The following is a 26,704-nucleotide window of genomic DNA, read 5'->3' on the forward strand; positions in this document are numbered from 1 at the left end:
TGGTGTAATACCCCACCAGAGAGAATGATTAATCCGATTCAGGTCAGTTCAAATGGAGGGAATCTGCTTATTCCTCCAAATCATCTGGCATCATGAGCACCACAAAACGGGGTTGCTTACCGTCAATTCTGAGCGTTTTCTTGGTGATCCCCTTGCTCGGTTTATCCAACATACCGGCATCTGCCAGAACCTGAGCAAAAGCCACTGCATTAGCACCTACGGCTATCTCGTCGCGAAACACCGACGGGAAGGTATGGAATACCAATGTGTCGAGTCCCTGCTTTTTCTCCCGATACCCCGCTAAATCCTTTATTGGTAAATCTCGCGGATCCGTCTCAGGGTGTGGTAAATAACGGCTATAACCGAAGCGTTGCAAGAAAGACTCAGCCTGTTCCGCCCATGCTTTTGATTCACGGTTACCCATACCAAAATCATTAACCCATGCATTAAAGCCATGTTGTAAAGCATCACGACACTCTTGTTCATTCCAACTGGTAAGGTGTTTGGAAAGTAGCAAAGCGGCTTCCAGTATGGCGAACCTCGATGCAACACGGCGTACCTGCTCACTGGCTTCATCGGGTAATAATGCTATCCACCGACGTTCCGCATCCCTGACAGCTTGCGCTGCTACCTCTTTCTGGCTGGCTAAGCACTTAATCCATGCCCGCCCTACCGCACCGTAGTGGTCTTTACAAGCATCTCGCATAGCATCTGCATGGGCTTTACCGTCCTTGAAACCATGGTATTCAGTTGCTTTGGTGATAGGCACATTTAAGAGCCGAACCAGTTGGCCAGCGTTTACCTTGCCTCCATCAGCTCGGATATAACTCTCAAGGTCGATTTCACCTGTACTGAATGCCATTGCTCGCCAGCGTTTCACATCCCGATTACCGCCCTCCTTGGCCCCCTGAATTTTGCCAACTCCGTTAAACAAAGCGTAAGCAGCATCAGCAACTGCGCGTTTATTGCTGCCTTGCCCTATCTCATCCAGTGGCATAAAACCGTCATTGTGCGCCGCAGCCTCATTTACCAAGCCCAATGCTGTTGAGTACCACGTCAGTTTCAGCGCTTCGGGTTCACCATAAACAGTGGTAGCCGCGTTACCCGTCGTGGTTTTACCCGCGGAGGAGCCACCGAATAAATGAACACCAAAACCATCCGCACCAGCCAGACCAATGAGCGGAGCAGCAAAAGCACAGGCAATACCCAGCATCATGGAGGGGTTTCCTCGAGCAAGTTTTGCAACATTGCTGCGCCAACTCTCTGGCGTGCCTTTAGTGGTATAGCCTTTTGCCGCCGATGAACGGCCATTAAAGAGTACAGGGGTTGCAGGCGACCCAATCACCGAACCATCGGGCATAATGTATGCACCACATTGCCAGCCAGTAGCATTGGCAACCGTCCAAAGCTGCCGTTCTCCACTGCGTTGCAGATAGTCCGCCAGTATTGCCCGTAATCCACTCTTGGCTGTGATAGATAAACCACCAGCCCGCAGCCGCGACCAGCCTTCCCGCTCGCCAATGTCACGCATGGGTAAAGCTTCTGAACGTTCGGTACTGTTACCCTCCGGCGTCCAGGAGAGGATCAGATACCGCTCGTTATCGTCTTCACCTATCCCCGCAACTGATATCGGGTCACTCAGCCAGCTTTCTCTTTCCGTAATATTGCCGTTACTTTTATCCAGTTTGGGTTCAACCCAATACATGCCCCCTTTACGCTCATCAACATATGGACGCCTGACATCCTGAGGCTCCGCTACCGGAGGCTCCTCTTCTGCCAAAATATGTGGTTGATATAGAGAATCAGCAAACGCGGTAATACTCGCATCCAGTCCATACTGCTGACGATAATCATCCCAGTCGGCTTTATGGTCTGTCGGTGGTAAGGCAACCCAGCCATTCACCGCGGTAGCCGCTTTCTCAGCAGATTCTTTCCCGACATTCTTTTCACCGGGTTTAAGATCGTTATCAGCAGCAATGATAATTTTCGCATCAGGCCAACGTTCCCGGCTGGCTTTCGCTATATGGATCAGGTTCCCTTCATCAATAGCGGCCAGCACAACCCCATCACTCAGTAACGAAACTGTAACGCCGGTTGCGTTACCCTCTGCAATTAACACCGTGACAATCGGATCATCATCCAGAGCAGTTGGAAGCCTCACAGGAATGAACGAACCTTTCTTGATGGTGCCGGATATCAGTCGTTTGGTGCCATCAGGCTTAATCACCTGCGCACCCTTTACTACGCCCTCCATTGTTTGCAGTACCAGCAGCAAAGAACCGTCACTCAATAAGGCTTGAGGGGGGCTTGGAAGCCCCTTATTAAGTAGGTACTGAGATTCGCCAGGTACCGTTTTCGCCACCAGCTCCGCAACCTTATCCGCTATCGGGATACTGGGTTGTACCGGCTGTTTTACAGATTTAGCAGGTACCGTCGCAGACACTCGCGAGTCGGGATCCATTCCCAGTGCATCTGCTACCATGACCGCCGCCTCAGTGGAGGTGCATTGCTTAACTTTCTGTACCAGCTCAAGCCCATCACCGGCACCACACTGATTACAGAAATGGGTCCCACGTCCATCCTGATCATCAAATCGGAATCTGTCTTTGCCGCCACATGCCGGACAAGCAGAATGGTCGCGAGGTCGTTCCGGTACATCAATACCGAGGTAACCAAGAATATCGCGCCAACGGTTGGTAGCCTGAGCCGTAACTTCACGGATCATGTCGATGGATGGCTTCATGCTGCACCGTCCTGACTGAATACCAGCCCATGCCGGTTATCGTGAGGATTAGCCAAAGTCTCTACGACTGTAGCCTTCATGACTTCCGTCATTGTCTCGACGCCGTGCGGTGTCAATTTACTGTTATCCTTACTCAGCATCTGAGTGTAGGTTTCCACAAGAATCCGCGAGCCGTCATCACGCCCGAATTCCTGAAAACAAAGCACTTCCAAAGAATGAATAAGGCAATTACAAATTGCTGCCTCAGTTAAATTTTCCAGAACAACAACCTTTCTAGAATTAATAATGACATTGGCAATGGATTCGCCTCTATTTCGTTTCTGACAATAAGCGATAAATGCCACTGCAATATGTTTACGATTTAATTCGATTGAATGATTCAGGTTCGTCATAAATATATCCTTTCCTTTCATCAGGCCGAGCGAGTCCCCAGCCTGATGGCTGTCATTTTTGAGATGTTGGAATGCTAACTAATTAAATACAGGGCATTTAGCTATTGGCTTTATCAAGGCGCTCCATTTTGTCCGGCCTCCCGCTCAAGCAAATGAACCGCAACTGGCCCGGCGAGATCCAGTGCTAGACCTAGTAATTCCTTTTCGTCAGTAGTATCTAATTCAACATTGGATTCAAACATCAACAGCAAGAGAGCATTTAATTGACCAGCCTTATGCGTGGCAATATCCAGAGGTACTGATTCATTGGCTTTCATGGTTATGCTCTCCCAATAAAGGTAAATTCAGCAACGAACCGCGCCAGTGGCATAATGCAGGGCGATGAATATCCGTCACGGCTAAAGGTAACGCGATTAAAGGCAACGGAATCGACAGTGACCAATGAGCCATGACTGTCTTTGTAACGATCATTTGGCTGTGGCTGGCCCATAATTCACCCCCTTAATATTTTTCGCCGCTTTTTCAGCGCGTTCCTGAGCGATCCAAAGAAGTTCATAACCCGTGTCGTTACCATCCTCACTAGCAATTAGCATTGAACTGACTTTTAAAATTGAAGCAATTTCACTGAGAAGATCGGAAACTTCGCAGGGCGCTAATTTATCCATGAGTCACCCCCATAACATCGGACAGATTGATGCTATGTACTGCCAGCCATGCTTCGCGAGGCCATGATTTTACAGAGCCATACTGTGGATCCGGCACAATCTCAGGTTTAAAGCCATTCTCAAAACACCATTTCCGCAACGGATGCCACGCAAACTTCTGATGAGTCACATTTTCTACAGCTTTCACCGTGGCATGCTTTGTACTTTCCCCCAGCCGCTCTTCCAGTACACGACATTTGCGAGTGGCTGCACTTAGTTTGCCGAGGGCGCTGGCTTCACGTTTACGGCTAATCTGACCTTTGGTGCGAATGGCTTTGTCGGCGCGTTGCTTTTCAGCTAAACGGCCTTGCTCGGAGTCGATAGCCAACTGAAGAATTTCCAAACGACTGAGGTCGGGAGTCGTTGCAGGTGCAGGTAACGCACCACGTCGAGTAAAATAAAACTCGGTGAGGTCGTTGTAGTATTCCCACGCCTGATCCGTTTCTAACATCTTCGCGTGATTGGCAGCACCGCGCTCAGTCCAGAGCATAAGTGAGCGTGTTTTTGGCGAGATTTGCAGCTCGCTTAAAACTAGTCGCAAATTGTTGAGTTCAGTACCAACTACTTTGAAGAAGTGTTTACCCTCAACAAAACGGGATTTATTTTCATGGTGATTTTGCTGGATACGGATCGCTGTTGTGCCATACCCAGCCGCAAGCTGCTCAGTAGTTGCCACGCGCTGCCCACGATACTCAATAACCTGCAAATCTTTGGCCGCAACCATTGCCAGTTCAGTTTTATTAGCCATATCAGTTTTTCTCCCGGGCATAAAATGACGCGACACCATCAGCAAGGACGTTTTTCATCACATCCAGTCCTTCAGCACTGATCTCTTCATCAGCAAAACAAATAGTCAGCATATGGATGGCGAACGACTTCCCCATCTTCCCTAGATATTGCCTCTCTGCGGGAATAACCAGACCTTTCCAGATGCAGATTGCTGTTGAGTCAACATCAAGCGTGATTGATACCCGACGACCATCTTCAGTGTTGACATAAGCCACCGGTCTTCCGCTGTCTTTCAGGAGATGGCTAAGATACGCGTGAGCTAGCTTGCGACAGAGCCTGCCTATACGTCTTTCGTAATGTTCAGTCATTGCACACCCCCTGCTCATTTTTCGCGTCATGCTCTTCAAACCGCACGATGTTATGTGCCGCCTCAGTCCACCAATACACTTGCAACCGTTGCTGCTCGTTCTCAATCAGAGGAATAACAACTGTCAGCAAATGAAGCAGACCTTCTTTGACGCGTAATAAACGAGTGCGGGATACATTCTCGCTGGTGTCAGGGATTGGCTTACCATGGCTGCCCATCAGTTCAGCAATCAGGGCTTGAGTTTCTTTGTATGAAGGTGGGTAGATATCATCCTCATCAAGGAGCTGCATGATGCTGGTGATCTGAACGTTGCTTAACCGGCGCTCTGTAGCCCCCAAGAGAACAGTGGCTGATGCTTTATCAAGGTTTTCAGCTTCACCACACCATGACAGTTTGAGATCACCACCAGCAGCGTCTAATGCGCTAAATTCAACACGGTATTTTTTAAGCATTGCATACCCCCTGTGCAGGAATGCGACCAGCAAAGGAAAGTATGAACTGACCAGCCAGAGAGCGGCGGGCATCTTGTTCAGAATGGGCAGTTACTGATTCACGGTGCGGTTTAGCGTTCAAGTCAGAACGGCACACGGCGAGAAAGAGATACTGAAATTTAGGGCGAGTTTGGGTACTATGTTGTAATGCCATAGTGTAAGCCTCATTTACATTGTGGTTAGACGCCTCAGCAGTGTTGGTAGCACTCTGAGGCGTTGCCTTTTTTACACCATGAGTAAGTAAGGTGTTAGGGCACATTAGCGCCAAGTGTTGGGGCACGTCAACTCTTTTTTTCCTTTCAAGATTAGTGTAAGGTGTCATAACACTTAAAGGAGAGCGTTTAATGGCAACAAGAGCAAAAAATAATAAGTCAGCGACAAAGGGGATACGCTTTCCCCATGAACTTATTGACCAGATTGACGCAAGCGTAGAACGAGAAAAAGAAGATAACCCCACAGTTAACTTTTCCGCATGGGTACTCGATGCCTGTGGCCGCAAACTCAAGGGTGAGCAACGCAAGAAGGCCAAAGAAGCACCAGAGGGCTGAACAGGCTTACTCACAGTAACTCTGTGACCTACGAAAGTTTCGCATGTACGAACATGCCATGCTGCAACATGTTGATTTTCCTCATGATGGAAAAAACCATAACCACAAAGGGCGGTATTCTCAGTACCTCCCTTTTCTTTGCCTGTAACTTGCTGATTTTCATTGTTACATCCGTTTCGAATGACTACCGAACCTAAGCAATGTTTATATTCGGACGAACCTGAGTAACGGTAATTTTCAGCCGAACCCGAACACTGTTCGCCTTTGATTTCCCGACAAACGGACTGTGCGTTCCTCGAAAGAATCAATAAGTTAGCCCCACTTCCTGCGCGACAGGTTTGTGCAAGAATCAATGAGTTAGCCGATTGCTCCATTTCAGCACAATTAAGTTTAATCAACGGGTTACGGTGTGCCGGTAAACTCGGTGGATTGCGGTGTTTAGTATGCGACTCGCTCAAAGATAGTCGGTTCAGGGTGGCGGCTTGAGTTGTGGGCATCATGCCACCACCTCTACACGCAGACCTTTAGCTGTGTAGCCCTGAACCTGCTTACCATTCACACGAACCCGCTTTTTAGTCAGTAAACGGATGTGGTCGCCATAGACATGGAGTAACTTTCCATCTAAAGCGACCTCGTTATAACCATATCGTGGCTTGTGTGACACCTGCACAAATGGGCTGCAATCCTTGCTATTAGCGGAAACTGGTGCGACAACCCCCTTATCTTTGCCAGTTACACGGTACAGCCAGAAACGCCCATCCCTCCCTGTCAGCTTTCGAGTACGAACCGGAATATAACCGGCTTTGCGCATGGCGATACTGAACGCTGAATCATCGGGGTAATACTGGCGACGAATATTGGCAGGTACTGAAATAGCGAAACTTTGTTTAGTCCAATACTCTGTCCATTGATCAACAAACTCGATAGGCAAACCATTAACTTTAATACCGCTGAGTACGATTTTAGGCTGAGTTTGGGTACTGCCAATTAAGGCATTTAATTTTTTCATGTTTAATTACTCTTCGTTAAATCGCTTGATAGTTGTAGCGATGGAAATCAAATGCTGGATTAAACCTAACGCAAATACACGCAACAAATGCACACCCTATATGCTTAATTAGGCGACCTCCTTGCGTGACTCAGCAATACGTTGATTGATCCACTCGTCAATTTCGCTTTCAACGAAGGCAATAGAACGGGTACCGATCTTAATCGATTGAGGAAAACGATTCTGGCTGATGAGGCGGTAAAGCCAAGCCTTACTGTAACCAGTACGGCGTTGGACTTCTGATAAGCGAATTAATGATTGGGACATTTTCACCTCTTATTCATGAATTTTTGACATAAAAAAAGCCCAACCGACTGGAAGGACTATTTTTTCAAATTTTTGGTACAACAAAACCCACAACATGAAATCATGTGCGGTTTATGAAGGTAGCTTTAGATTTTTGGAATAGATACAAACTTTATTAGAGTGTTGTACACCTCTCGGCATACGACCATATTTACTAATTATCGACTAACTAAACTTCGTTAGCTTTCGAGTCACTACTGCGGTAAATGCGAACCCCTGCAAGGCCATTAATATGGTTTGAGGTGCTCCGCAAGCGGCAGAGCGAGCCGGATTTATTAAAGAGCGGTATTACATTAATTGGAAGGGACGAAACATCCCAGTTAGTAGTGTTAAAGTACATGCGATTGAAAATCAATATCCGCCACATCTCGGTGATAGAACCACGCAAAATAGATTAACTAAATAATATTATATATGTATTACCCATTACTTGATACTAGCCGATATGGGCGGCATGTACCATTAACATGCGAATTAATGAATATTACTTAACATAGCTTTAAAAAACGTTACGGTGTCGACGACTTTCGCTGACAAATACTAACATGTGAAAGCTCCCAGCTTGATTACCAATATATACAAATAAATTGTATTTAAAGGAACTTCGTGAGTTAGGGGGCTTCACACAATTTTAAAGAGCGTTTCGCTTTGCAGCGACGTAGGACTGACGTCCATTATTTAAAGAACAATACACATCTTCACTGCTCTATCGAGTTTGCACTTCTCAGCGCTCGATTAGTTACGCTTTTCAGCGCTAACTTTTAAAGAACATCTACTATTACTTACTGTAGAACACTACTGTTTACTTGTCCAGCACCTAATATTACCAATGCACGGCATCACTTCACATTTTCACATCACACTGTGGTGAAAAATTTCGGCTTATCGATTACAGATTTAGGGTGATTTAGCTGAGAGAAAGCAAGATTTTCGGGAGATAACGCGATTAGAGTCGGTTCAAACGGCCTAAAGTCGGTTCAGGGTCGGTTCAAAAAATGAATTAATTAACTTATAAATCAATAAACTAAAATATTGAACCGACTGAACCTACTGAACCGACCCTTTTTTATTCCTCACGGAAGAATTTTACTCAATAACTAATCTTTTGACTGACGTTCCAGACTATCCATATAGTCGGCATACCACTGAAGCATTTCCCTGCGGCCATCAAGATACTGAGCGTGATTATAGGTGCCACGAATACTGTTCTTATCGACGTGGGCCAACTGTGTTTCTATCCACGCAGTATTAAACCCCTGCTCATGCAAAATGGTACTCATAGTGTGCCGGAAACCGTGACCAGTGGCTTTGCCATGATAACCAATACGCTTTATAACCTGATTAATACTGGCTTCGCTCATTGGCTTTAAGCTGTCATTACGACCGGGGAATACCAGTTTAAATCGCCCAGTAATCTCATGTAATTGACGCAGTAATGCCAAAACTTGCTCTGATAAGGGAACCAAGTGAGGACGACGCATTTTCATTCTGGCGGTGGGAACTTCCCAGACGGCTTTGTCCAAGTCAAATTCTAGCCACTCAGCGGCCCGTAGTTCAGTTGTACGAACACCGGTAAGCATAAGGAGTCGTGTTGCTATTCGAGTGACTGTACTGCCGCTATAGGCGTTGAGAGCATTAAGGTATGCGGGAAGCTCGTTCGCTAAGAGGTGGGGGTAATGTGTGTGCTTCTGAACCGCCAGAGCGCCAGCTAGTTCACTTGCTGGATTGTTCTCTGCTCTGCCAGTTACGATTGCATAACGGAAAGTTTGGCTGCATGCCTGACGGATCTTACGCATTTTATCGAGGACGCCGCGCTTTTCTAACTTGCGTAGGGTTTCGAGAATTTCTAGAGGTTTGATTTCGGCAATTGGACGTTTGCCAACGTAAGGGAAGATGTCTTTTTCGAACGACTCCATTAAATCATCAGCATAACCTTTGGACCAATTGGGCCTTTTGTAGGCATGCCATTCTCTGGCTAGAGCTTCGAACGTGTTATCAATGCTGACTTTTCTGGTTTGTTTTTCTACTTTCTTTTCTTCACCAGGGTCGCCGCCCACTGCAAGTATACGCTTTGCCTCATCTCTTTTTGCTCTGGCTTCAGCAAGAGTGATATCAGGATAGACCCCAAATGCTAGCAATTTTTCTTTACCGGCGATCCGATACTTCAGCCGCCAACAACGTGAACCAGTAGTTTTTACTAACAAAAATAATCCACCTCCATCAGATAGCTTATAGGGCTTCTCTTTTGGCTTTGCAGTATCGACCTGTCGGGCGTTCAGTTTCATGTGGGGGTATCTCACTTCATTGAACCTAGACATACCCCCAATAGTACCCCCACTTTGTTGTTGATTGCAGTGGATGTAGGTAGACGTTGGGATGCTAGGAATTGTCAGAGAGGCTGATTATATAAGGGATTAGTAGACTTAGATAGACGTTAGAAGAGGTATAGATGGTACGCCCTACAGGATTCGAACCTGTGACCTACGGCTTAGAAGGCCGTTGCTCTATCCAACTGAGCTAAGGGCGCATTTGATATTTACCGCAGCACAGAACACTGCCGGTAGTCAGTTGCGGGTTGGATTATACGGGCAGTCGCTTTCGAGTCAATGGGTTTTCGCCTTACTGTTTACCATCTGGCTATTTAATCGTTAATTAATCGTTATTATACGCCTGACAGCGCGCCCCGCTTCTGACAAAATAGGCGGATTCCCGCTTTTTTAATTGATGGATCCCTCCACTGATGTCAGCAAAAATTATTGATGGTAAAACGATTGCGCAGCAGGTAAGAAATGAAGTTGCTGCGTTGGTACAGAAACGTTTGGCTGCCGGTAAGCGTGCTCCCGGTCTTGCTGTGGTATTAGTTGGTGTTAACCCAGCCTCACAAATTTATGTCGCCAGTAAGCGTAAGGCATGCGAAGAGGTCGGTTTTGTTTCACGTTCTTATGATCTGCCAATGACTACTACGGAAGCAGAATTGCTGGCATTGATTGATTCACTGAATGGCGATAGTGAAATTGATGGGATTCTGGTGCAACTGCCACTGCCTGCAGGTATTGATAATATCAAAGTGCTGGAACGTATCCACCCTGATAAAGACGTAGATGGCTTCCACCCGTATAACGTGGGTCGTCTGTGTCAACGCGCACCGAAATTGCGCCCTTGTACCCCACGCGGCATCGTTACCTTGCTGGAGCGTTATAATATCTCGACTTATGGCCTCAATGCAGTTGTGGTCGGTGCATCCAATATTGTAGGCCGCCCGATGAGCCTTGAACTGCTGTTAGCCGGTTGCACTACCACCGTCACGCATCGTTTTACCAAAAATCTGCGCCAACATGTCGAAAATGCTGACTTACTGGTGGTTGCCGTGGGTAAACCCGGTTTTATTCCCGGTGAATGGATTAAACCTGGTGCTATCGTGATTGATGTAGGCATTAACCGTCTGGAAAGTGGTAAAGTAGTCGGCGATGTAGAATTTGATGTCGCCGTTGAGCGTGCGGGTTGGATTACACCGGTTCCCGGTGGCGTCGGGCCGATGACCGTTGCAACACTGATACAAAATACCTTGCAAGCCTGCGAGGAATATCACGACATCAACGAAAATTGATTGTAAGGACAGGAATGGACATTTTTCATTTGGAAAAACACCCGCACGTCGAGTTGTGTGACTTATTAAAGTTACAGGGCTGGAACGACAGCGGTGCCTCAGCTAAAGCCGCCATCGCAGATGGTCAGGTGAAAGTCGACGGGAATGTAGAAACGCGTAAGCGCTGCAAAATCCTAGCTGACCAGGTTGTTGAGTTTCAAGGCATGAAAGTGCAGGTTAAAGCCTAATCACCTCGGCAAAGGCGAGTTCTAGCTGGTTATTGCGAAAGGCTGCCATGGCGAGATAAGGGCAAAAAAATGCGGTTACTGGTCAGCACCAGAACCGCAATTTTTTTAGATGCAGATAGCTAAATTGCATCTATCGACCCAATACCATGCTATTTACGGCGCCATATCGTCCCTTGTGGGCCATCTTCCAGCACAATACCTAGCTCATTCAACTGATCACGGGCCGAATCGGCCAGCGCCCAATCTTTACTGCTACGGGCATCGTTACGTTGCTTAATCAACGCTTCTATTTTTGCCACTTCGTCATCATTAGTCTGCGCGCCGCTTTGTAAAAACAGCTCTGGATCCTGCTCTAATAATCCCAGCACATGGGCCAGTTTACGCAATTCTGCCGCTAAACCATTTGCCGCCGTAATATCTTCAGTTTTTAAGCGGTTTACTTCACGGGCGATATCAAACAGTGCCGAATAAGCTTCTGGCGTATTGAAATCATCATCCATTGCCGCGCGGAACCGCGCTTCAAACTCTGCCCCCCCCGCAGGAGTCGCATTCGCATCAGTCCCACGTAGAGCGGTATACAGGCGTTCCAGTGAAGCACGCGCTTGTTTGAGGTTCTCTTCGCTGTAGTTAAGCTGACTGCGATAATGACCAGACATCAGGAAGTAACGCACAGTTTCAGCATCGTAATAGGCCAAAACATCACGAATGGTGAAAAAGTTATTCAGTGATTTAGACATTTTTTCTTTGTCAATCATCACCATACCGGAATGCATCCAGTAGTTCACATAGGGGCCATCGTGGGCACAGGTAGATTGTGCAATTTCATTTTCGTGGTGCGGGAACATCAAATCAGAACCACCGCCGTGAATATCAAAATGTGCGCCTAACTGCTTGCCATTCATCGCCGAGCATTCAATATGCCAGCCAGGGCGACCCGGCCCCCAAGGTGATGCCCAACTTGGTTCACCCGGTTTAGACATTTTCCACAAGACAAAATCCATCGGATTGCGTTTAACATCTGCCACCTCAACCCGGGCACCGGCCTGTAATTGATCCAAGTCCTGACGGGACAGCAAACCGTAATCAGGATCACTGTCCACAGCGAACATCACATCGCCATTTGATGCGACATAAGCGTGATCACGGGCAATCAAGCGCTCGGTCAGTGCAATAATTTCAGGAATATGGTGCGTCGCACGCGGCTCCAAATCAGGGCGTTTAAGATTCAGTGCATCGAAATCTTTATGCATTTCTGCCAGCATACGTGTCGTCAGTTGCTCACAGCTTTCATTGTTTTCCAGTGCACGCTTGATGATTTTATCGTCAACATCGGTAACATTACGTACATACGTCAAAGAGTAACCTAAATAACGCAAATAACGCGCCACGACGTCGAAAGCGACAAAAGTACGCCCATGCCCAATGTGACACAGGTCATAAATAGTGATCCCGCATACGTACATACCAATTTTACCGGCATGAATAGGCTTGAATTCCTCTTTTTGGCGACTCAGTGTATTAAAAATCTTTAGCATCGGGACATTCCGTGGTTTTTGTTTTTGCGGTAAGCAGGGTTTATACCCAAAGTCATTGGCGTTGCAGGTGGAGCGCAAACAACCTCAAGGACGAAGGAGATAAAAGGATATCATCAGATTATGCGGTAAATCAGCCACTGATTCAGCACTTTTTCGTACATCTTGCTCGCGTTTCGAGTGCTGACTCAATCTCAGAGTTATGATATAAGAGCCGTCTAAAGAGTTACGACTCATTTGTGAATACACTATTACACTAGCAGGAACATTATTATGGTCACGTTTCATACTAATCACGGCGATATCGTCGTCAATACCTTCGCGGATAAAGCGCCGGTTACCGTTGAAAACTTCCTGAACTACTGCCGTAAAGGCTTTTATGATAACACTATCTTCCACCGTGTTATCGACGGTTTCATGATTCAAGGCGGTGGTTTTGAGCCGGGCATGAACCAGAAAACCACTGATGCAACTATCAAAAACGAAGCTAACAACGGCCTGAAAAATACCCGTGGCACCCTGGCAATGGCGCGTACCAACGATCCGCACTCTGCTACTGCACAATTTTTCATTAACGTTGCTGACAACGACTTCCTGAACTTCCGTTCAGAGCGCCCGGATGGTTGGGGTTACTGCGTATTCGCTGAAGTTACTGAAGGTCTGGACGTTGTTGATAAAATCAAAAACGTTGCTACTGGCCGTAGCGGCATGCATCAAGATGTGCCAAAAGAAGATGTGATCATCAAAAGCGTCACTATCAGCGAATAATGACAGCTTAATGAGCACGCTTTTTATTGCAGATTTGCATCTTAGCGTTCAGGAACCGGCAATCACTGCCGGTTTCCTGCATTTTATACAGCGTGAAGCTATTCATGCTGATGCGTTATATATCCTGGGTGATCTGTTCGAGTCCTGGATTGGCGATGATGACCCCGAACCACTGTACCGGCAAGTTGCCGCTGCGCTGAAATCACTCCAACAACGGGGTGTGCCTTGCTACTTTATCCACGGTAATCGTGATTTTTTGCTCGGTAAACGCTTTGCTCAAGAAAGCGGGATGATCCTGCTGCCGGAAGAGAAAGTCGTCGAACTGTATGGCCGTAAAATTGTTATTTTACATGGCGATACCCTGTGTACCGATGATACTGACTATCAGCATTTTCGTCGTAGAGTACATAATCCACTGATTCAAAAACTGTTCCTATGGCTACCTCTGCGTTTTCGTTTACGCATTGCGGCTTATATGCGTAACCAAAGTCAGCAGAACAATAGCGGCAAATCTGAGCTGATCATGGATGTAAATCCACAAGCGGTGATTGATAGCTTCCAACGTAATGGCGTCAGTTGGATGATCCACGGGCATACGCATCGCCCAGCGGTTCACACCGTAGCACTCCCCGCCACAACCGCCCATCGTGTGGTTCTTGGTGCCTGGCATGTTGAGGGTTCGATGGTCAAAGTCACGGCAGACAGTGTTGAGTTGATTAAATTCCCATTTTGACCTTCAGGTTTATCTGGCGAGTGGGTATAAAAAACCGATAAATCCCACTAAAAGCCGCGACGCAACCGTTTTCCTCGCCTTTGGCTCATGATATGCTCTACGCCCTCTTCGCCAGTCACGATTTAAGTAAAATCATTCTGGCCGACGCTTGTGCAATCACAGGAGCTTTACACTCATGGGAGCTAACCTCGATTCGGCTTATACAGCCGGGGTTAAAATCGCTATCGTAATGGGGTCCAAGAGTGACTGGGCCACCATGCAGTTCGCCGCTGACGTGCTCACCACGCTCAATGTTCCATTTCATGTGGAAGTTGTCTCCGCACACCGCACCCCCGATAAGCTGTTCAGTTTTGCCGAGTCGGCCCAAACCAATGGCTTACAGGTGATAATTGCCGGTGCCGGTGGTGCTGCACATCTGCCGGGTATGATTGCGGCAAAAACGCTAGTACCTGTTTTAGGTGTTCCAGTACAAAGTGCTGCGCTGAGTGGTATCGACAGCCTGTATTCGATTGTGCAAATGCCGCGTGGTATCCCAGTGGGGACCTTGGCTATCGGTAAAGCCGGTGCCGCCAATGCCGCTTTACTGGCCGCGCAAATATTGGCATTGCACGATGCCGAATTAGCCGATCGTCTGGCTGATTGGCGCAAAAGCCAAACTGACGAAGTGCTGGATAATCCAGATCCTCGGGTACCAGACTTACAGGTGAAGGCATGAAACCAGTTTGCGTATTAGGTAATGGCCAGCTAGGGCGCATGCTGCGTCAGGCTGGCGAACCACTGGGTATTGCCGTTTATCCGGTGGGCTTGGATGCGGAACCTGAAGCCGTGCCTTATCAGCACAGTGTGATTACCGCTGAGATTGAGCGCTGGCCAGAAACGGCGTTAACCCGTGAGCTCGCTACACACACGGCTTTTGTTAACCGCGATATCTTCCCGCGTCTGGCCGATCGCCTGACACAAAAGCAATTGCTCGATAGCCTGAATCTGCCAACCGCCCCGTGGCAGCTATTAGCAAGTAGTAGCGAATGGCCACAGGTCTTTGCAACATTAGGTGAGTTGGCCATCGTCAAACGCCGAGTCGGTGGCTATGACGGCCGCGGACAGTGGCGTTTGCGGGCCGGTGATCAGGATACCTTACCGACTGATGCTTACGGTGAATGTATTGTTGAGCAAGGGATTAACTTCAGCGGTGAAGTTTCGCTGGTCGGCGCACGCAGCAGCCAAGGTAAATCGGTGTTTTACCCGTTAACCCACAATCTGCATGAAGATGGCATCCTGCGCATGAGTGTGGCTTTGCCACAGCCCGATAGCAGATTACAGCAACAAGCTGAAAAAATGCTGTCAGCCATTATGGATGAGCTGAATTATGTTGGCGTAATGGCCATGGAGTGCTTTATCGTTGGCGACAATTTGTTGATCAATGAGCTGGCACCACGGGTGCATAACAGCGGCCACTGGACGCAAAATGGCGCATCTATAAGCCAGTTTGAGCTACATCTGCGTGCCATTTTGGACCTGCCCTTACCGACACCGGTGGTCAACACCCCGTCAGCGATGGTCAACCTGATTGGCACGCCAGTGAACATCAAATGGCTATCTCTGCCGTTGGTGCATCTGCATTGGTATGAAAAAGAAGTGCGCGCAGGTCGTAAAGTAGGCCATCTGAATTTGAACCATCCCGATGGCACACAATTACGTGCTGCTCTGGCCGCACTCGCGCCGTTGTTACCAGCGGAATACCAGAACGCGCTGATCTGGGCGCAGGATAAGCTGTAACGCATCTGGCCTGCCCCATAAATCGTTGGCGTTGCAGCAATACTGCAACGCCAGATTACCCTAGTGGGCTAACTGTCATAATTGCGGAACAGCGCCCTTCCCTGTAACAAACGCGCACCTAACCAACCGCCACACAGTGACAACAATAGCGCGCCAGCCAACGGCAACAGCCACCACATAACCCAATTAGGCTGCCATGGGAAATCAAACACTAAGCGCTGCAATGCCCACAGTGCCGCCTCTGCTCCGATGGCAGCAGCCAGCCCGGCAACCAATCCCAGTAAGGCAAACTCCCACCACAAGGTACCTCGCAGTAAGCGTTTACTTGCGCCTAGTGTCCGGTAAACCACCAGCTCCTGACGGCGCTGACGCATCCCTACTTGAACCTGCGCTAACAGCAACAAAGTGCCACAGATGATCACCAGTATTACCATCACTTCCAGTGCACGGCTCACCTGCTGCAACACCTGCCCGACCTGTTTAAGCATCGCGCCAATATCCAACAAACTGAGTGTTGGGAACTGCCGATTCAGTTGTGTCAGCACCTCCCCGTCTCCTTGATAGCGGAAACTGGTCAGCCAGGTTTGTGGCTGTTTATCCAATGCACCTGGCGGGAAGATAAAATAAAAATTTGGCCGCAGGCTTTCCCAATCCACCTGACGAATACTGCTAACTTTAGCTTCGAATGACTGTGTATCACCGCTAAATGTCAGCTTATCGCCGATTTTAATCCCCAGCCTGTCAGCAATGCCTTGTTCCATCGACACTTCGTCGGCTTTAGGCGGCCATTGGCCGGCGGTCAAAATATTGTGCGCCGGTAAGTCTTGCTGCCAGGTCAGATTCAATTCACGGTTAACCGCTTCGCCACCGGGTTCATCTTCACGCACCCGCTCGGTGGCCAGTTGCTGGTTAATTTCAGATAACCGTACCCGCACGATAGGGTAGAACGTTGATGGCGTTATCTGATGTTGCGCCAGAAATTCAGTTACTTGTGGCACCTGTTGCGGTGTCATATTCAGCAAGAAGTAATTCGGGCTGTCTGGCGGCAATTGTTGCTGCCAACGATCCAACAGATCCCCACGCAGTACCAATAACAACGCTAACAGCATGAAGGATAATGAAAATGCCGCCAGTTGCGTTAATGTCATCCACGGTTGACGTAGCAAACGGTTGATTGCCAGCCGCAATGACAGACGGGTAACGGTCAGGCGGCGCAACAGTACCAGGCTGCCCCAGCCAATCACGCCCAGTAATAACGCCAATACCACCATGCCAGCCAGAATGGCCCACAATAACGCGTTTCCTCCCATCAGCAATGCCAATAAGCCAATCACGATAACCAGCATTGCAGGAATAAAGTAACGCAGCGGCCAAACATTCGCGGAAACATCACGGCGCAAAACCCGTAGCGGCTGGGTCGCTAGCAATTGCCGATAGGGGCGAACACCCACCAGCAACGAAATCAATACCAGCGAACCCATTGACCATACCCATGGCCATAAACCGGCTGCTGGCAATGCAGCCGGTAATACCGGTGACAATAAGCGAACTAAAACTTTCTCGAATAAGAGGCCAATCACACTGCCACACAGGCCTGCCAACACCAGTACTGACAACCACTGACCGATAATCAACCGCCGCAGCGCGCTGCGCCCTGCACCTAATGTTTTCAGGACCGCAACTAAATCATAGCGGCTGCGGCAATAGTGGCCCATCGCCACCGCAACGGCAGCAATCGAAAGTAGTAACGTCAATAGTGCCGATAACAGCAAGAACTGCTGCGCCCGTTGCAGCGATTTCCCCAGTGCACCACCTGACTCCTGCAAGCCGTACAAACGCTGCTCTGGTTTCAGTTGTGGCGTGAGCCAGTCACTAAATTGGGTGACGCCATCAGGCTGGCCGGCGAACATATAACGATAGGTCAGACGGCTACCCGGCTGAATCGCACCGGTCTTTTCCACGTCAGCCAGATTGATCAAAATACGCGGCGCGGTTTGGAATGGATTAAAGCCAGAATCAGGCTCCTGAATCACTTCACCAACAATTTTCAGTGAAGTATCACCGACATCCAGCATATCGCCGACCTTAACCCCAAGTAGCGACAACAGCCTTGGAGCCACCAACACCGTACCCGGTTCAAGCACCGCGCCAACAGGCAGCGTATCTAATTTGCCATACAGCGGATAGGCTAAATCAGTGGCTTTCACATCAGCCAGTTGTGGGCGATCACCCGCGAAAGTCATGGTCATAAATGATAACTGGCGACTGACGGTCAACCCTTGCCGTTTAGCTTCCAGCAACCACGCGTCAGGAACCGGATGCGCTGCACTCAGCACCCGATCGCCGGCCAGAAAATCACGGCTTTGCTGACTCAGCCCTTTTTCCATACGGTCACTGATAGTACCCAGCGCCAGCACACAGGCCACCGCCAGCGTTAATGCCAGCCAGACAATTAACAGTGAGGGTGAGCGCCACTCACGCCAAAACCAGCGCCAAATCATACTTCCTCCCACAATTTGCCGTCCCGTAGCCGCAAGCGGCGCTGGCAACGCCCCGCCAGTTGTACATCGTGGGTAACCAGAATCAGTGTAGTGTCATAATCCCGATTGAGTGAAAACAACAAATCAGCAATTCTGTCACCGGTATGGCGGTCAAGATTACCGGTCGGCTCATCGGCAAATAACACTTTAGGCCGCCCACTAAAGGCCCGTGCCAATGCTACTCGCTGCTGCTCACCACCAGATAGCTGAGCGGGCAGATGATGAAGCCGTTTGCCCAACCCAAGTTGCTCTAATAACTCCACCGCATGGGCCTTACTATTGCGTTCGCTCTCTCCACGCAACAATGCAGGAAGCTGAACGTTCTCCAACGTATTGAGTGTGGGCACCAACATAAATGACTGAAACACAAAGCCGACGTTTTTTGCACGTAATTGCGCGCGCCCTTCTTCATCCATGGCGGTCAAAGACTGGCCGAGTAAACTCACCTCACCACTGCTGCCATCATCAAGCCCTGCCAGAATCCCCAGCAAAGTTGACTTACCGGAACCCGACTCACCAATCAGCGCAATTGTCTGCGCGGGTTTGACAACCAGCTCAACTCCGGTAAGGATGGAGAGCTGTTGCTCACCCTGGCCGACGTATTTATTAAGATGATGAACTTCAAGAACGTTTTCCGCTGGCATCTTCCCTTCCTTTTACTGTTGGGATTATTCAGTTTGCGAGCCGCCGCAACCGATACACTGTTAATTCTTGGCGATAGCTTAAGCGCCGGTTACCGCCTACCGATTGCCGAAGCATGGCCTTCACGGCTGGATAAAACATGGCAGGGAACACCGTCATTGCCGAAGGTAGTCAACGCCAGTATCAGTGGTGACACCGCCGCTCAAGGCCTGGCCCGCCTGCCCGCCTTGCTCAAACAACATCAGCCACGCTGGGTGCTGATAGAATTGGGTGCCAATGACGGACTGCGTGGTTTTCCAACGCAAGATATTCAACGGGACCTGACACAAATTATCAATCAGATATTGGAAGCGAAAGCCCAACCTTTATTGATGCAAATCCGCATTCCGCCTAACTATGGTCGCCGTTATACTGATGCTTTCACCGCGATGTATCCACAACTGGCACAGCAATTTAACATTCCATTGGTCCCTTTCTTTATGGAAGCTGTTGCTGTGAAACCGCAGTGGATGCAGGATGATGGCTTACACCCTAACGCAGCGGCCCAACCCTTCATCGCAGATTGGATGGCGCAACAACTCAAGCCGCTCGTTGCGATACATCAATAAAAGTAATATACGCTAAATAATTCAAGTTGCAGGAAGGCGGCAAGCGAGAAAATCCCGCTGAGCTTACATCAGTAAGTGATTCAGGTGATTGAGCACAGCCAACGCACATACAGCTTGAAGTATGACGGTATAACATTTGTTCAAACAAATAGAACCACTCACTAGGTAAAGTTATGCAAAAAGCAGTCTTAATTACCGGTTGTTCCAGCGGCATTGGTCTGGTTGCGGCACAGGATTTGAAAAACAGGGGCTATCGCGTGCTGGCTGCCTGCCGTAAACCTGATGATGTGGCAAAGATGACACAATTGGGTCTGGAAGGTATTGAACTGGATTTGGATGACAGTGCCAGTGTGGAACGTGCTGCCGCGCAGGTTATCGAACTGACTGGCGGGCGCTTATACGGCCTGTTTAACAACGGTGGTTTCGGCCTGTATGGCCCGTTGCACACCATTTCACGCCAGCAGTTGGAAAAGCAGTTTTCCACCAATCTATTCGGCACCCACCAGCTCACGCAATTGCTCCTACCAGCAATGTTGCCCCACGGCGAAGGGCGTATAATTCAAACCAGTTCGGTGATGGGGTTGGTTTCTACGGCTGGTCGCGGCGCTTATGCTGCCAGCAAATATGCACTGGAAGCGTGGTCTGATGCACTACGGATGGAACTGCACGGCAGTGGTGTACATGTTTGTCTGATTGAACCCGGCCCGATCAGTACCCATTTTACACAAAACGTAAATCAGGCCGAGGCCGATAAACCGGTCAATAATCCTGGTATCGCAAAGCGCTTTACCCTGCCCCCGCAGGCTATACTACCGAAATTACGCCATGCGCTGGAAAGCCCGCGCCCACAATTGCGCTATCCTGTCACATTAGTGGCCCATGCTTTGACCATTCTGCGCCGCATCCTACCGGGGCGAATGTTAGATAAAGTCCTGCGCGGCAATGCTTAACTGACTATCCAAAAATAGTTGGGGTTGAAGCAACATAATCTGCCCCCATCTAGTGTTAAAACGGATGAGAGAAATAATTCATGCTAGCACCTACTACGATTGATATTACTGAAGCGAACCTACACCAGACCTTAGAACAATCCATGGCCGTGCCAGTATTGTTCTACTTTTGGTCCGAACGCAGCCAGCATTGCCTGCAACTGACGCCAGTGCTGGATAAACTGGCCGCAGAGTATGCTGGTCAATTTATTCTGGCTCGTGTCGACTGCGATGCAGAGCAGATGGTGGCATCACAGTTTGGTTTACGCTCAATTCCGGCGGTTTATCTGTTTAAAGACGGTCAACCGGTTGATGGCTTCCAAGGGCCACAACCAGAAGAGGTTATCCGCGAACTGTTGCAACGGGTACTGCCGAAACCTGAAGAGTTGAAAGTTGCCGAAGCCGTGCAATTGTTAAGTGAAGGCAACGTACAAGAAGCGCTGCCACTGTTGAAAGACGCCTGGGCGCTGAGTGGGCAAAACAGTGAAATTGGCCTGCAACTGGCTGAAGTACAAATCCAGTTGAACCGCAGTGAAGATGCTGAAGCGGTGCTGGCAACCATTCCACTGCAAGACCGTGATACCCGCTATCAAGGCCTGATTGCTCAGATTGAGTTACTCAAACAAGCGGCTGACACCCCAGAGATCCAACAGTTACAACAGCAACTGACTGAACAGCCTGACAACGTCGAACTAGCGGTTCAATTAGCGCTGCAACTGCATCAGGTTGGCCGCAATGAAGAAGCTTTAGAGCTGTTACTGAGCCATCTGAAGAAAGATCTGGCTGCGGCCAATGGCACTGCACGTAAGACACTCATGGATATTCTGGCCGCATTAGGCACCGGCGATGCACTGGCAGCCAAATATCGCCGCCAACTTTATTCATTGCTGTACTGACCGCGAATTTTAATCGCCATGGCTTTTGGGGCGATCTCCTTATTTGCTGCTGCGCGGGATCATCTCGCGCAGTTTTACTCTGCGACAACCTTACTTTTCCTCATTTACATGCTTTTACCGGCCATTCGTTAGGCATTTAGCGCCCCGTCACGTAATATTAAGAAACAAATATTATTGCTGACAGGAAGTTAAATATGTTTACGGTCATCCCTGTTCTTATCGTTGTTGCACTGATTGTGGTGTTTTCCTCAATCAAAATCGTTCCACAAGGTTTTCAGTGGACTGTCGAGCGTTTTGGCCGTTATACCAAAACCCTGATGCCAGGCTTGAACATCGTTGTGCCATTTATGGATCGTGTTGGTCGTAAAATCAATATGATGGAACAAGTCTTGGATATCCCATCCCAAGAGATCATTTCCCGCGATAACGCCAACGTGGCGATTGATGCCGTCTGCTTTATCCAGGTTATTGACCCGGTAAAAGCAGCGTATGAAGTCAGCAATTTGGAATCGGCCATCATCAATTTGACCATGACCAACTTCCGTACTGTTTTAGGTTCCATGGAGCTGGATGAAATGTTGTCCCAACGTGACAACATCAACGGCCGCCTGCTGCATATTGTGGATGAAGCCACCAACCCGTGGGGCATTAAAGTTACCCGAATTGAAGTCCGTGACGTGCGCCCACCGGCTGAACTGATTTCTGCGATGAATGCTCAGATGAAAGCGGAACGTACTAAACGTGCTGATATTCTGGAAGCCGAAGGGGTTCGTCAGGCCGCAATTTTGCGTGCTGAAGGTGAGAAGCAATCACAGATTCTGAAAGCTGAAGGTGAGCGTCAATCCGCATTCTTGCAGGCAGAAGCCCGTGAGCGTGGCGCTGAAGCTGAAGCCCAAGCCACCCGAATGGTTTCTGAGGCTATTGCTGCCGGTGACATTCAAGCCATTAACTACTTTGTGGCACAGAAATATACCGACGCACTGCAACACATCGGCTCCGCTAATAACAGCAAAGTCATTATGATGCCGCTAGAAGCTAGCAGCCTGATGGGCGCTATCGGCGGGATTGCCGAACTGATTGGCGAGAGTAAAAACAGCCGAGGTAAATAACCATGCTGGAGGAAATTGCCGCGAATCCAAGTTGGTTTTGGCTATCTCTCGGCGGGCTGTTACTGGCCGCTGAGATGCTAGGTGCCAGTGGTTATATGCTGTGGAGCGGCGTTGCCGCCGTAGTCGTGGGCGCGTTAGTCTGGCTATTTCCCTTTAGCTGGGAGATGCAAGGCGTGCTATTTTCCGTCCTGACAGTGGTCGCTGCATTCCTGTGGTGGTACTGGCTGAGTAAACGCACCAAACCACAACCTGCGATGTTGAATCAACGTACTCATCAGTTATTGGGTACGCGGGCAACATTGACCGAACCGACCATTGATGGTTTTGGTCGCATGCGGGTTGGCGACAGTAGTTGGCGTATTTATTGCGCGACCGAGCTAAGTATTGGTACCGAAGTTGAAGTGATATTAGTGGAAGGCAATACCTTGCATGTCCGCGCCATCCATCACTGATACCTATATCATCATAAGTAGCATATTGACCGGCAGGCCGTCAGTTGAGCGGCCTGTCAGTTAACTAACTGTCTCTTGTTTACTCACAACCTTCCGTTTAATGGCAACGTTCTTCTTATTATCAACAACCTGCTTATCTGCCGAGTGGCAACATCCCGACAGATTATTGATAATCGGGCAATCAGCGCCATCATCCCCAGGGCACTCATCTGCCAGTGCTAGCAAGCGCAAGCGCATCTGATTAAGATCATCAATATGTTGCTCAATTTCCGCTACCTTTAGCAGCGTCGCCGCTTTCACATCCGCGCTGTGGCGGGCCGGATTATGAAATAATGCCAGTAGCTCACGGCATTCATCCAGTGTAAAACCAACCTGTCGCGCCTGACGTAACAGTGTTAACTCTTCAATGTGTTTGGCACTGTAGCTGCGATAACCGTTATCGGTGCGGATCGGCGGCGTTACCAGTTTTTTTTCTTCGTAGAAACGAATGGCTTTGCTGGTTAAGCCGGTTTTTTTTGCGACATCGCTTATGTTCATATTTCCCCTTGACCTTCCCCTTGCTGGAAGGTTTAACCTCCATAATTAGTGAAAATAACGATGTCAGTCAAGCGGAATAAAATCTGTACAGCGTAAAGTTGCGGAGCAGTCCATTATCACCGCAGATAAGCGATGTGACTGGGATTACCAACTAAACTTATCCCGACGAAATTAACGGATAAGTGGTTACTCGATAAGGGGTTAATTATGTTGCAAACCACAGTCTTGGCCTTGCATGGCCTTTCCTGTATGAATTGTGCCAAACGAGTGAAAACTGCGTTAGAAAGCCGTGAAGATATTCATCATGCTGAAGTCGATGTCAACTACGCCAAAGTGACCGGTGAAGCCGATATCAATACGTTGATTGATACCGTCAAGCAAGCCGGTTATCAGGCAGAAGAAGCCCAAACACCCGATACACAATTACAGCTCTCAGGCTTAAGTTGCGGTCATTGTACTGAAGCTACACGCAAAGCGCTGGAAGCCGTTCCCGGTGTGATTGCCGCCGTGGTAAGTGTGGATAGCGCTAAAGTGTATGGCAAAGCAGATCCACAGGTGCTAATTAGCGCAGTGGAACAGGCGGGTTATCACGCCGCACTGTCAGGTGCCCTATCCCCAAAAACTGAGCCGCTGACTCACTCAGCCCCATCTCAGCCGGAATATCAGGCAGCGGCCTCTTCAACCATTCCGGCAGTAACAAGTGATATTAATGCTAAACCAACCACAGTGGCGGATATCGATAGCGTCCAGTTATTACTAACCGGAATGAGCTGTGCCAGTTGTGTATCCAAAGTACAACATGCTCTGGAAGGGGTTGATGGGGTTGAGGTTGCGCGTGTCAATTTGGCGGAACGTAGCGCGTTAGTCACCGGTACCCCAAGTAATGACGCCTTAATCGCAGCCGTCAAAAATGCCGGTTATGGCGCGGAAATTATTGAAGACGAAGGCGAGCGCCGCGCACGTCAGCAACAGATGTCCCAAGCCAGTATGAAGCGCTTCCAATGGCAAGCAGCGCTGGGCCTGCTGCTGGGTATCCCACTGATGGGATGGGGGTTATTTGGCGGCAGTATGACGCTAACCCCCGAAACCCAGACACCGTGGCTTATTGTCGGGGTTATTACTCTGCTGGTGATGATATTTGCAGGTGGACATTTTTATCGCAACGCCTGGGTCAGCCTGAAAAATGGCAGTGCCACCATGGATACCTTAGTGGCGCTAGGTACTGGGGCGGCATGGCTTTATTCCATCACGGTGAATATCTGGCCAGATGTTTTCCCGATGGAAGCGCGCCATCTTTATTACGAAGCCAGTGCCATGATCATCGGTTTGATTAACCTTGGTCATGCGATGGAACAACGTGCCAGACAGCGCTCATCCAATGCGTTGGAGCGATTGCTGGATCTGGCACCACCAACAGCACGATGGGTGTCTGACGAAGGCGAGCAAGTGATCCCTTTGGCTGAGGTCCAATTAGGCATGACTTTGCGCCTGACTACCGGTGACCGTGTACCGGTTGATGGTGAAATTGTGCAAGGCGAAGTGTGGATGGACGAAGCCATGCTGACCGGCGAACCTATCCCTCAACAAAAATCAGCAGGTGATGTGGTACATGCGGGTACCCAAGTACAGGATGGGTCAGTACTGTTCCGCGCCAATGCCATTGGTAGCCAAACCACACTGGCGCGTATCATCAAACTGGTTCGTCAGGCGCAAAGCAGTAAACCAGAAATCGGCAAATTGGCGGACCGAATCTCTGCAGTATTTGTACCAACCGTGGTGGCAATTGCTGTTATCGCCGGGCTGATTTGGTATTTCCTCGGGCCACAACCTCAGTTGGTGTACACCCTGGTGGTCGCTACCACGGTGCTCATTATTGCTTGTCCCTGCGCGCTGGGGCTGGCGACGCCGATGTCTATCATTTCTGGCGTCGGGCGGGCGGCCGAGTTTGGTGTTTTGGTTCGTGATGCCGATGCGTTGCAGCAAGCCAGTAATCTCGATACGTTGGTGTTCGACAAAACCGGCACGCTAACAGAAGGTCACCCGCAAGTGGTGGCAATTCATACCTTTAACGGTGTCAGTGAACAACAAGCGCTGGAATGGGCCGCAGCACTAGAAACTGGCTCTAATCACCCATTGGCTCGTGCTATTTTGCAACGTGCCGAAGGGCTGACGCTGGCTACAGTTAGTCAGTTCCGCACCTTACGCGGCTTGGGTGTCAGTGGTGAAGTTGACGGCATTCCGCTGTTGCTAGGGAACAACCGTCTGCTGGAGGAGCAGAGCATTGATACCCGTGAGTTGCAATCGCTCATGCAGCAGCAAGCCGAAAGTGGTGCCACTCCGGTTATTCTCACCGCGATGGGTAAACCCGCGGCATTGCTGTCGATCCGCGACCCACTGCGCAGCGACAGTGTCAGCGCGCTGCAACGATTGCATAAGCTGGGATACAGCCTGGTGATGTTAACCGGTGATAACCCTATTACCGCCAATGCCATTGCCAAAGAAGCCGGTATTGATCAGGTGATCGCGGGTGTGTTGCCGGAGGGTAAAGCTGAGGCTATCAAGCAACTGCAAGCCGCCGGGCACAAAGTGGCCATGATTGGCGATGGTATCAATGATGCCCCCGCACTGGCACAAGCTGATGTTGGAATTGCCATGGGCGGTGGTAGTGATATCGCAATTGAAACTGCGGCTATCACGTTGATGCGCCACAGCCTGCATGGGGTGGCGGATGCTGTTGAACTTTCCAAAGCAACATTGCGTAATATGAAGCAAAACCTATTGGGTGCTTTTTTCTACAACGCATTGGGTATTCCGATTGCAGCGGGTATTCTGTTCCCGTTCACCGGAACATTACTTAGCCCGGTGGTAGCTGGAGCGGCTATGGCGCTGTCATCCATTACCGTGGTCAGCAACGCTAACCGTTTGCTGCGCTTTAAACCGAAGCAATAAGCGCGCCCAAT

At 49.2% G+C, this 26,704-nt stretch carries 29 protein-coding genes and 1 tRNA gene; 13 read left to right on the forward strand and 17 right to left on the reverse strand.

Annotated features, from left to right (window positions below):
• Window positions 1-67: 67 nt before the first annotated feature.
• The 9 genes from EL015_RS15530 to EL015_RS22100 all read right to left on the reverse strand — a co-directional run bounded on the left by EL015_RS15530 (window position 68) and on the right by EL015_RS22100 (window position 5,748).
• Window positions 68-2,743, reverse strand: a complete 2,676-nt coding sequence (locus EL015_RS15530) for a TOPRIM and DUF927 domain-containing protein (RefSeq protein WP_032905638.1) — start codon at window positions 2,741-2,743, stop codon at window positions 68-70.
• On the reverse strand, window positions 2,740-3,135 hold the full coding sequence (locus EL015_RS15535) for a hypothetical protein (RefSeq protein ID WP_032898470.1): 396 nt from the start codon (window positions 3,133-3,135) through the stop codon (window positions 2,740-2,742). Before EL015_RS15535 ends, EL015_RS15530 begins: the two co-directional genes overlap by 4 nt.
• A gap of 113 nt (window positions 3,136-3,248) precedes the next feature.
• Window positions 3,249-3,452 carry a hypothetical protein gene (locus tag EL015_RS15540; RefSeq protein ID WP_032905637.1) on the reverse strand — a complete coding sequence of 68 codons (204 nt, stop codon included), beginning with the start codon at window positions 3,450-3,452 and terminating at the stop codon, window positions 3,249-3,251.
• 2 nt (window positions 3,453-3,454) lie between these two features.
• Entirely contained in the window at window positions 3,455-3,625 is a 171-nt protein-coding gene (locus tag EL015_RS15545) for a DUF4222 domain-containing protein (protein WP_032905636.1), read from the reverse strand.
• Window positions 3,603-3,800, reverse strand: coding sequence for a hypothetical protein (locus EL015_RS15550; protein WP_032905635.1), 198 nt, complete (start codon window positions 3,798-3,800; stop codon window positions 3,603-3,605). Before EL015_RS15550 ends, EL015_RS15545 begins: the two co-directional genes overlap by 23 nt.
• A complete protein-coding gene (locus tag EL015_RS15555) occupies window positions 3,793-4,587 on the reverse strand; it encodes an ORF6N domain-containing protein (protein WP_005182459.1) in 795 nt (264 codons plus the stop codon). Before EL015_RS15555 ends, EL015_RS15550 begins: the two co-directional genes overlap by 8 nt.
• Before the next feature lies 1 nt (window position 4,588).
• Entirely contained in the window at window positions 4,589-4,843 is a 255-nt protein-coding gene (locus EL015_RS15560; RefSeq protein ID WP_005182458.1) for a hypothetical protein, read from the reverse strand.
• An 85-nt stretch (window positions 4,844-4,928) separates the two neighbouring features.
• Window positions 4,929-5,387, reverse strand: coding sequence for a hypothetical protein (locus tag EL015_RS21965; protein ID WP_241971662.1), 459 nt, complete (start codon window positions 5,385-5,387; stop codon window positions 4,929-4,931).
• On the reverse strand, window positions 5,380-5,748 hold the full coding sequence (locus EL015_RS22100) for a host cell division inhibitor Icd-like protein (protein WP_338419032.1): 369 nt from the start codon (window positions 5,746-5,748) through the stop codon (window positions 5,380-5,382). Before EL015_RS22100 ends, EL015_RS21965 begins: the two co-directional genes overlap by 8 nt.
• A 22-nt stretch (window positions 5,749-5,770) precedes the next feature.
• Between EL015_RS22100 and EL015_RS15575 the strand changes: the two genes are divergently transcribed.
• Complete coding sequence (locus EL015_RS15575) at window positions 5,771-5,974, forward strand: YlcI/YnfO family protein (RefSeq protein ID WP_032905633.1); 204 nt, start codon at window positions 5,771-5,773, stop codon at window positions 5,972-5,974.
• A gap of 496 nt (window positions 5,975-6,470) precedes the next feature.
• On the opposite strand, the gene EL015_RS15580 is transcribed toward EL015_RS15575, so the two are convergent.
• The 4 genes from EL015_RS15580 to EL015_RS15595 form a co-directional block, all read right to left on the reverse strand.
• On the reverse strand, window positions 6,471-6,983 hold the full coding sequence (locus EL015_RS15580) for a hypothetical protein (RefSeq protein WP_050413727.1): 513 nt from the start codon (window positions 6,981-6,983) through the stop codon (window positions 6,471-6,473).
• A 108-nt stretch (window positions 6,984-7,091) separates the two neighbouring features.
• The gene (locus tag EL015_RS15585; RefSeq protein WP_032905631.1) at window positions 7,092-7,289 is read right to left on the reverse strand and encodes a helix-turn-helix transcriptional regulator; all 198 of its coding nucleotides are present in this window, start codon (window positions 7,287-7,289) and stop codon (window positions 7,092-7,094) included.
• A gap of 1,136 nt (window positions 7,290-8,425) precedes the next feature.
• Window positions 8,426-9,613, reverse strand: coding sequence for a tyrosine-type recombinase/integrase (locus tag EL015_RS15590; RefSeq protein ID WP_005182448.1), 1,188 nt, complete (start codon window positions 9,611-9,613; stop codon window positions 8,426-8,428).
• Window positions 9,614-9,778: 165 nt separating this feature from the next.
• Window positions 9,779-9,855 (reverse strand) — tRNA-Arg (locus EL015_RS15595).
• A gap of 213 nt (window positions 9,856-10,068) precedes the next feature.
• Between EL015_RS15595 and folD the strand changes: the two genes are divergently transcribed.
• Together folD and ybcJ are read left to right on the forward strand one after the other, a co-directional pair.
• On the forward strand, window positions 10,069-10,935 hold the full coding sequence (gene folD / locus EL015_RS15600) for a bifunctional methylenetetrahydrofolate dehydrogenase/methenyltetrahydrofolate cyclohydrolase FolD (RefSeq protein ID WP_005182439.1): 867 nt from the start codon (window positions 10,069-10,071) through the stop codon (window positions 10,933-10,935).
• Window positions 10,936-10,949: 14 nt separating this feature from the next.
• The gene (ybcJ, locus tag EL015_RS15605; RefSeq protein ID WP_005182436.1) at window positions 10,950-11,162 is read left to right on the forward strand and encodes a ribosome-associated protein YbcJ; all 213 of its coding nucleotides are present in this window, start codon (window positions 10,950-10,952) and stop codon (window positions 11,160-11,162) included.
• 149 nt (window positions 11,163-11,311) lie between these two features.
• Here ybcJ and cysS read toward each other — a convergent pair whose 3' ends face one another.
• Window positions 11,312-12,697 carry a cysteine--tRNA ligase gene (gene cysS, locus EL015_RS15610; RefSeq protein WP_005182433.1) on the reverse strand — a complete coding sequence of 462 codons (1,386 nt, stop codon included), beginning with the start codon at window positions 12,695-12,697 and terminating at the stop codon, window positions 11,312-11,314.
• Between the two features lie 270 nt (window positions 12,698-12,967).
• Here cysS and ppiB point away from each other — a divergent pair, with 270 nt between their 5' ends.
• The 4 genes from ppiB (at window position 12,968) to purK (ending at window position 15,971) form a co-directional block, all read left to right on the forward strand.
• A complete protein-coding gene (ppiB, locus tag EL015_RS15615) occupies window positions 12,968-13,462 on the forward strand; it encodes a peptidylprolyl isomerase B (protein ID WP_005182430.1) in 495 nt (164 codons plus the stop codon).
• Between the two features lie 10 nt (window positions 13,463-13,472).
• The gene (locus EL015_RS15620) at window positions 13,473-14,195 is read left to right on the forward strand and encodes a UDP-2,3-diacylglucosamine diphosphatase (protein ID WP_005182417.1); all 723 of its coding nucleotides are present in this window, start codon (window positions 13,473-13,475) and stop codon (window positions 14,193-14,195) included.
• A 175-nt stretch (window positions 14,196-14,370) separates the two neighbouring features.
• A complete protein-coding gene (purE, locus tag EL015_RS15625) occupies window positions 14,371-14,910 on the forward strand; it encodes a 5-(carboxyamino)imidazole ribonucleotide mutase (RefSeq protein WP_005182416.1) in 540 nt (179 codons plus the stop codon).
• Window positions 14,907-15,971: a 5-(carboxyamino)imidazole ribonucleotide synthase gene (purK, locus tag EL015_RS15630; RefSeq protein ID WP_032905629.1), complete on the forward strand. Its 1,065-nt coding sequence runs from the start codon at window positions 14,907-14,909 to the stop codon at window positions 15,969-15,971. Before purE ends, purK begins: the two co-directional genes overlap by 4 nt.
• Window positions 15,972-16,039: 68 nt before the next feature.
• Here purK and ybbP read toward each other — a convergent pair whose 3' ends face one another.
• Window positions 16,040-18,472, reverse strand: coding sequence for a putative ABC transporter permease subunit YbbP (gene ybbP / locus EL015_RS15635; RefSeq protein ID WP_032905628.1), 2,433 nt, complete (start codon window positions 18,470-18,472; stop codon window positions 16,040-16,042).
• Entirely contained in the window at window positions 18,469-19,155 is a 687-nt protein-coding gene (gene ybbA, locus EL015_RS15640; protein WP_005182403.1) for a putative ABC transporter ATP-binding protein YbbA, read from the reverse strand. Before ybbA ends, ybbP begins: the two co-directional genes overlap by 4 nt.
• On the opposite strand from ybbA, the gene tesA reads away from it, so the two are divergent.
• The 5 genes from tesA to EL015_RS15665 all read left to right on the forward strand — a co-directional run bounded on the left by tesA (window position 19,126) and on the right by EL015_RS15665 (window position 23,207).
• On the forward strand, window positions 19,126-19,761 hold the full coding sequence (tesA, locus tag EL015_RS15645) for a multifunctional acyl-CoA thioesterase I/protease I/lysophospholipase L1 (RefSeq protein ID WP_032905627.1): 636 nt from the start codon (window positions 19,126-19,128) through the stop codon (window positions 19,759-19,761). The two genes, ybbA and tesA, sit on opposite strands and share 30 nt — an antisense overlap.
• Before the next feature lie 173 nt (window positions 19,762-19,934).
• On the forward strand, window positions 19,935-20,711 hold the full coding sequence (locus EL015_RS15650; protein ID WP_005182395.1) for an SDR family oxidoreductase: 777 nt from the start codon (window positions 19,935-19,937) through the stop codon (window positions 20,709-20,711).
• Between the two features lie 80 nt (window positions 20,712-20,791).
• Entirely contained in the window at window positions 20,792-21,646 is an 855-nt protein-coding gene (locus tag EL015_RS15655) for a co-chaperone YbbN (protein WP_032905626.1), read from the forward strand.
• A 194-nt stretch (window positions 21,647-21,840) separates the two neighbouring features.
• Window positions 21,841-22,755 (forward strand): SPFH domain-containing protein, encoded by a 915-nt coding sequence (locus EL015_RS15660; RefSeq protein WP_004704953.1) that lies wholly within the window; start codon window positions 21,841-21,843, stop codon window positions 22,753-22,755.
• A 2-nt stretch (window positions 22,756-22,757) separates the two neighbouring features.
• A complete protein-coding gene (locus EL015_RS15665; RefSeq protein WP_005182387.1) occupies window positions 22,758-23,207 on the forward strand; it encodes an NfeD family protein in 450 nt (149 codons plus the stop codon).
• 60 nt (window positions 23,208-23,267) lie between these two features.
• On the opposite strand, the gene cueR is transcribed toward EL015_RS15665, so the two are convergent.
• The gene (gene cueR / locus EL015_RS15670; protein WP_005182384.1) at window positions 23,268-23,744 is read right to left on the reverse strand and encodes a Cu(I)-responsive transcriptional regulator; all 477 of its coding nucleotides are present in this window, start codon (window positions 23,742-23,744) and stop codon (window positions 23,268-23,270) included.
• 207 nt (window positions 23,745-23,951) lie between these two features.
• Between cueR and copA the strand changes: the two genes are divergently transcribed.
• The gene (gene copA, locus EL015_RS15675) at window positions 23,952-26,693 is read left to right on the forward strand and encodes a copper-exporting P-type ATPase CopA (protein ID WP_005182382.1); all 2,742 of its coding nucleotides are present in this window, start codon (window positions 23,952-23,954) and stop codon (window positions 26,691-26,693) included.
• The last annotated feature ends 11 nt before the right edge of the window (window positions 26,694-26,704 follow it).

It is taken from the genome of Yersinia intermedia, from assembly GCF_900635455.1.
Taxonomy (GTDB): domain Bacteria; phylum Pseudomonadota; class Gammaproteobacteria; order Enterobacterales; family Enterobacteriaceae; genus Yersinia; species Yersinia intermedia.

Excerpts from the sequence above, each read along its gene's own strand:
- purE (WP_005182416.1), top strand. The coding sequence starts at position 14,371 with ATGGGAGCTAACCTCGATTCGGCTTATACAGCCGGGGTTAAAATCGCT.
- cueR (WP_005182384.1), bottom strand. The coding sequence starts at position 23,744 with ATGAACATAAGCGATGTCGCAAAAAAAACCGGCTTAACCAGCAAAGCC.
- EL015_RS15585 (WP_032905631.1), bottom strand. The coding sequence starts at position 7,289 with ATGTCCCAATCATTAATTCGCTTATCAGAAGTCCAACGCCGTACTGGT.
- tesA (WP_032905627.1), top strand. The coding sequence starts at position 19,126 with ATGAACTTCAAGAACGTTTTCCGCTGGCATCTTCCCTTCCTTTTACTG.
- EL015_RS15530 (WP_032905638.1), bottom strand. The coding sequence starts at position 2,743 with ATGAAGCCATCCATCGACATGATCCGTGAAGTTACGGCTCAGGCTACC.
- EL015_RS15540 (WP_032905637.1), bottom strand. The coding sequence starts at position 3,452 with ATGAAAGCCAATGAATCAGTACCTCTGGATATTGCCACGCATAAGGCT.
- ybcJ (WP_005182436.1), top strand. The coding sequence starts at position 10,950 with ATGGACATTTTTCATTTGGAAAAACACCCGCACGTCGAGTTGTGTGAC.
- EL015_RS15660 (WP_004704953.1), top strand. The coding sequence starts at position 21,841 with ATGTTTACGGTCATCCCTGTTCTTATCGTTGTTGCACTGATTGTGGTG.
- cysS (WP_005182433.1), bottom strand. The coding sequence starts at position 12,697 with ATGCTAAAGATTTTTAATACACTGAGTCGCCAAAAAGAGGAATTCAAG.
- EL015_RS22100 (WP_338419032.1), bottom strand. The coding sequence starts at position 5,748 with ATGACACCTTACACTAATCTTGAAAGGAAAAAAAGAGTTGACGTGCCC.
- EL015_RS21965 (WP_241971662.1), bottom strand. The coding sequence starts at position 5,387 with ATGCTTAAAAAATACCGTGTTGAATTTAGCGCATTAGACGCTGCTGGT.
- EL015_RS15665 (WP_005182387.1), top strand. The coding sequence starts at position 22,758 with ATGCTGGAGGAAATTGCCGCGAATCCAAGTTGGTTTTGGCTATCTCTC.
- EL015_RS15650 (WP_005182395.1), top strand. The coding sequence starts at position 19,935 with ATGCAAAAAGCAGTCTTAATTACCGGTTGTTCCAGCGGCATTGGTCTG.
- EL015_RS15545 (WP_032905636.1), bottom strand. The coding sequence starts at position 3,625 with ATGGGCCAGCCACAGCCAAATGATCGTTACAAAGACAGTCATGGCTCA.
- ybbA (WP_005182403.1), bottom strand. The coding sequence starts at position 19,155 with ATGCCAGCGGAAAACGTTCTTGAAGTTCATCATCTTAATAAATACGTC.
- EL015_RS15655 (WP_032905626.1), top strand. The coding sequence starts at position 20,792 with ATGCTAGCACCTACTACGATTGATATTACTGAAGCGAACCTACACCAG.
- EL015_RS15575 (WP_032905633.1), top strand. The coding sequence starts at position 5,771 with ATGGCAACAAGAGCAAAAAATAATAAGTCAGCGACAAAGGGGATACGC.
- EL015_RS15590 (WP_005182448.1), bottom strand. The coding sequence starts at position 9,613 with ATGAAACTGAACGCCCGACAGGTCGATACTGCAAAGCCAAAAGAGAAG.
- ybbP (WP_032905628.1), bottom strand. The coding sequence starts at position 18,472 with ATGATTTGGCGCTGGTTTTGGCGTGAGTGGCGCTCACCCTCACTGTTA.
- EL015_RS15555 (WP_005182459.1), bottom strand. The coding sequence starts at position 4,587 with ATGGCTAATAAAACTGAACTGGCAATGGTTGCGGCCAAAGATTTGCAG.
- copA (WP_005182382.1), top strand. The coding sequence starts at position 23,952 with ATGTTGCAAACCACAGTCTTGGCCTTGCATGGCCTTTCCTGTATGAAT.
- ppiB (WP_005182430.1), top strand. The coding sequence starts at position 12,968 with ATGGTCACGTTTCATACTAATCACGGCGATATCGTCGTCAATACCTTC.
- EL015_RS15580 (WP_050413727.1), bottom strand. The coding sequence starts at position 6,983 with ATGAAAAAATTAAATGCCTTAATTGGCAGTACCCAAACTCAGCCTAAA.
- EL015_RS15620 (WP_005182417.1), top strand. The coding sequence starts at position 13,473 with ATGAGCACGCTTTTTATTGCAGATTTGCATCTTAGCGTTCAGGAACCG.
- purK (WP_032905629.1), top strand. The coding sequence starts at position 14,907 with ATGAAACCAGTTTGCGTATTAGGTAATGGCCAGCTAGGGCGCATGCTG.
- EL015_RS15550 (WP_032905635.1), bottom strand. The coding sequence starts at position 3,800 with ATGGATAAATTAGCGCCCTGCGAAGTTTCCGATCTTCTCAGTGAAATT.
- folD (WP_005182439.1), top strand. The coding sequence starts at position 10,069 with ATGTCAGCAAAAATTATTGATGGTAAAACGATTGCGCAGCAGGTAAGA.
- EL015_RS15535 (WP_032898470.1), bottom strand. The coding sequence starts at position 3,135 with ATGACGAACCTGAATCATTCAATCGAATTAAATCGTAAACATATTGCA.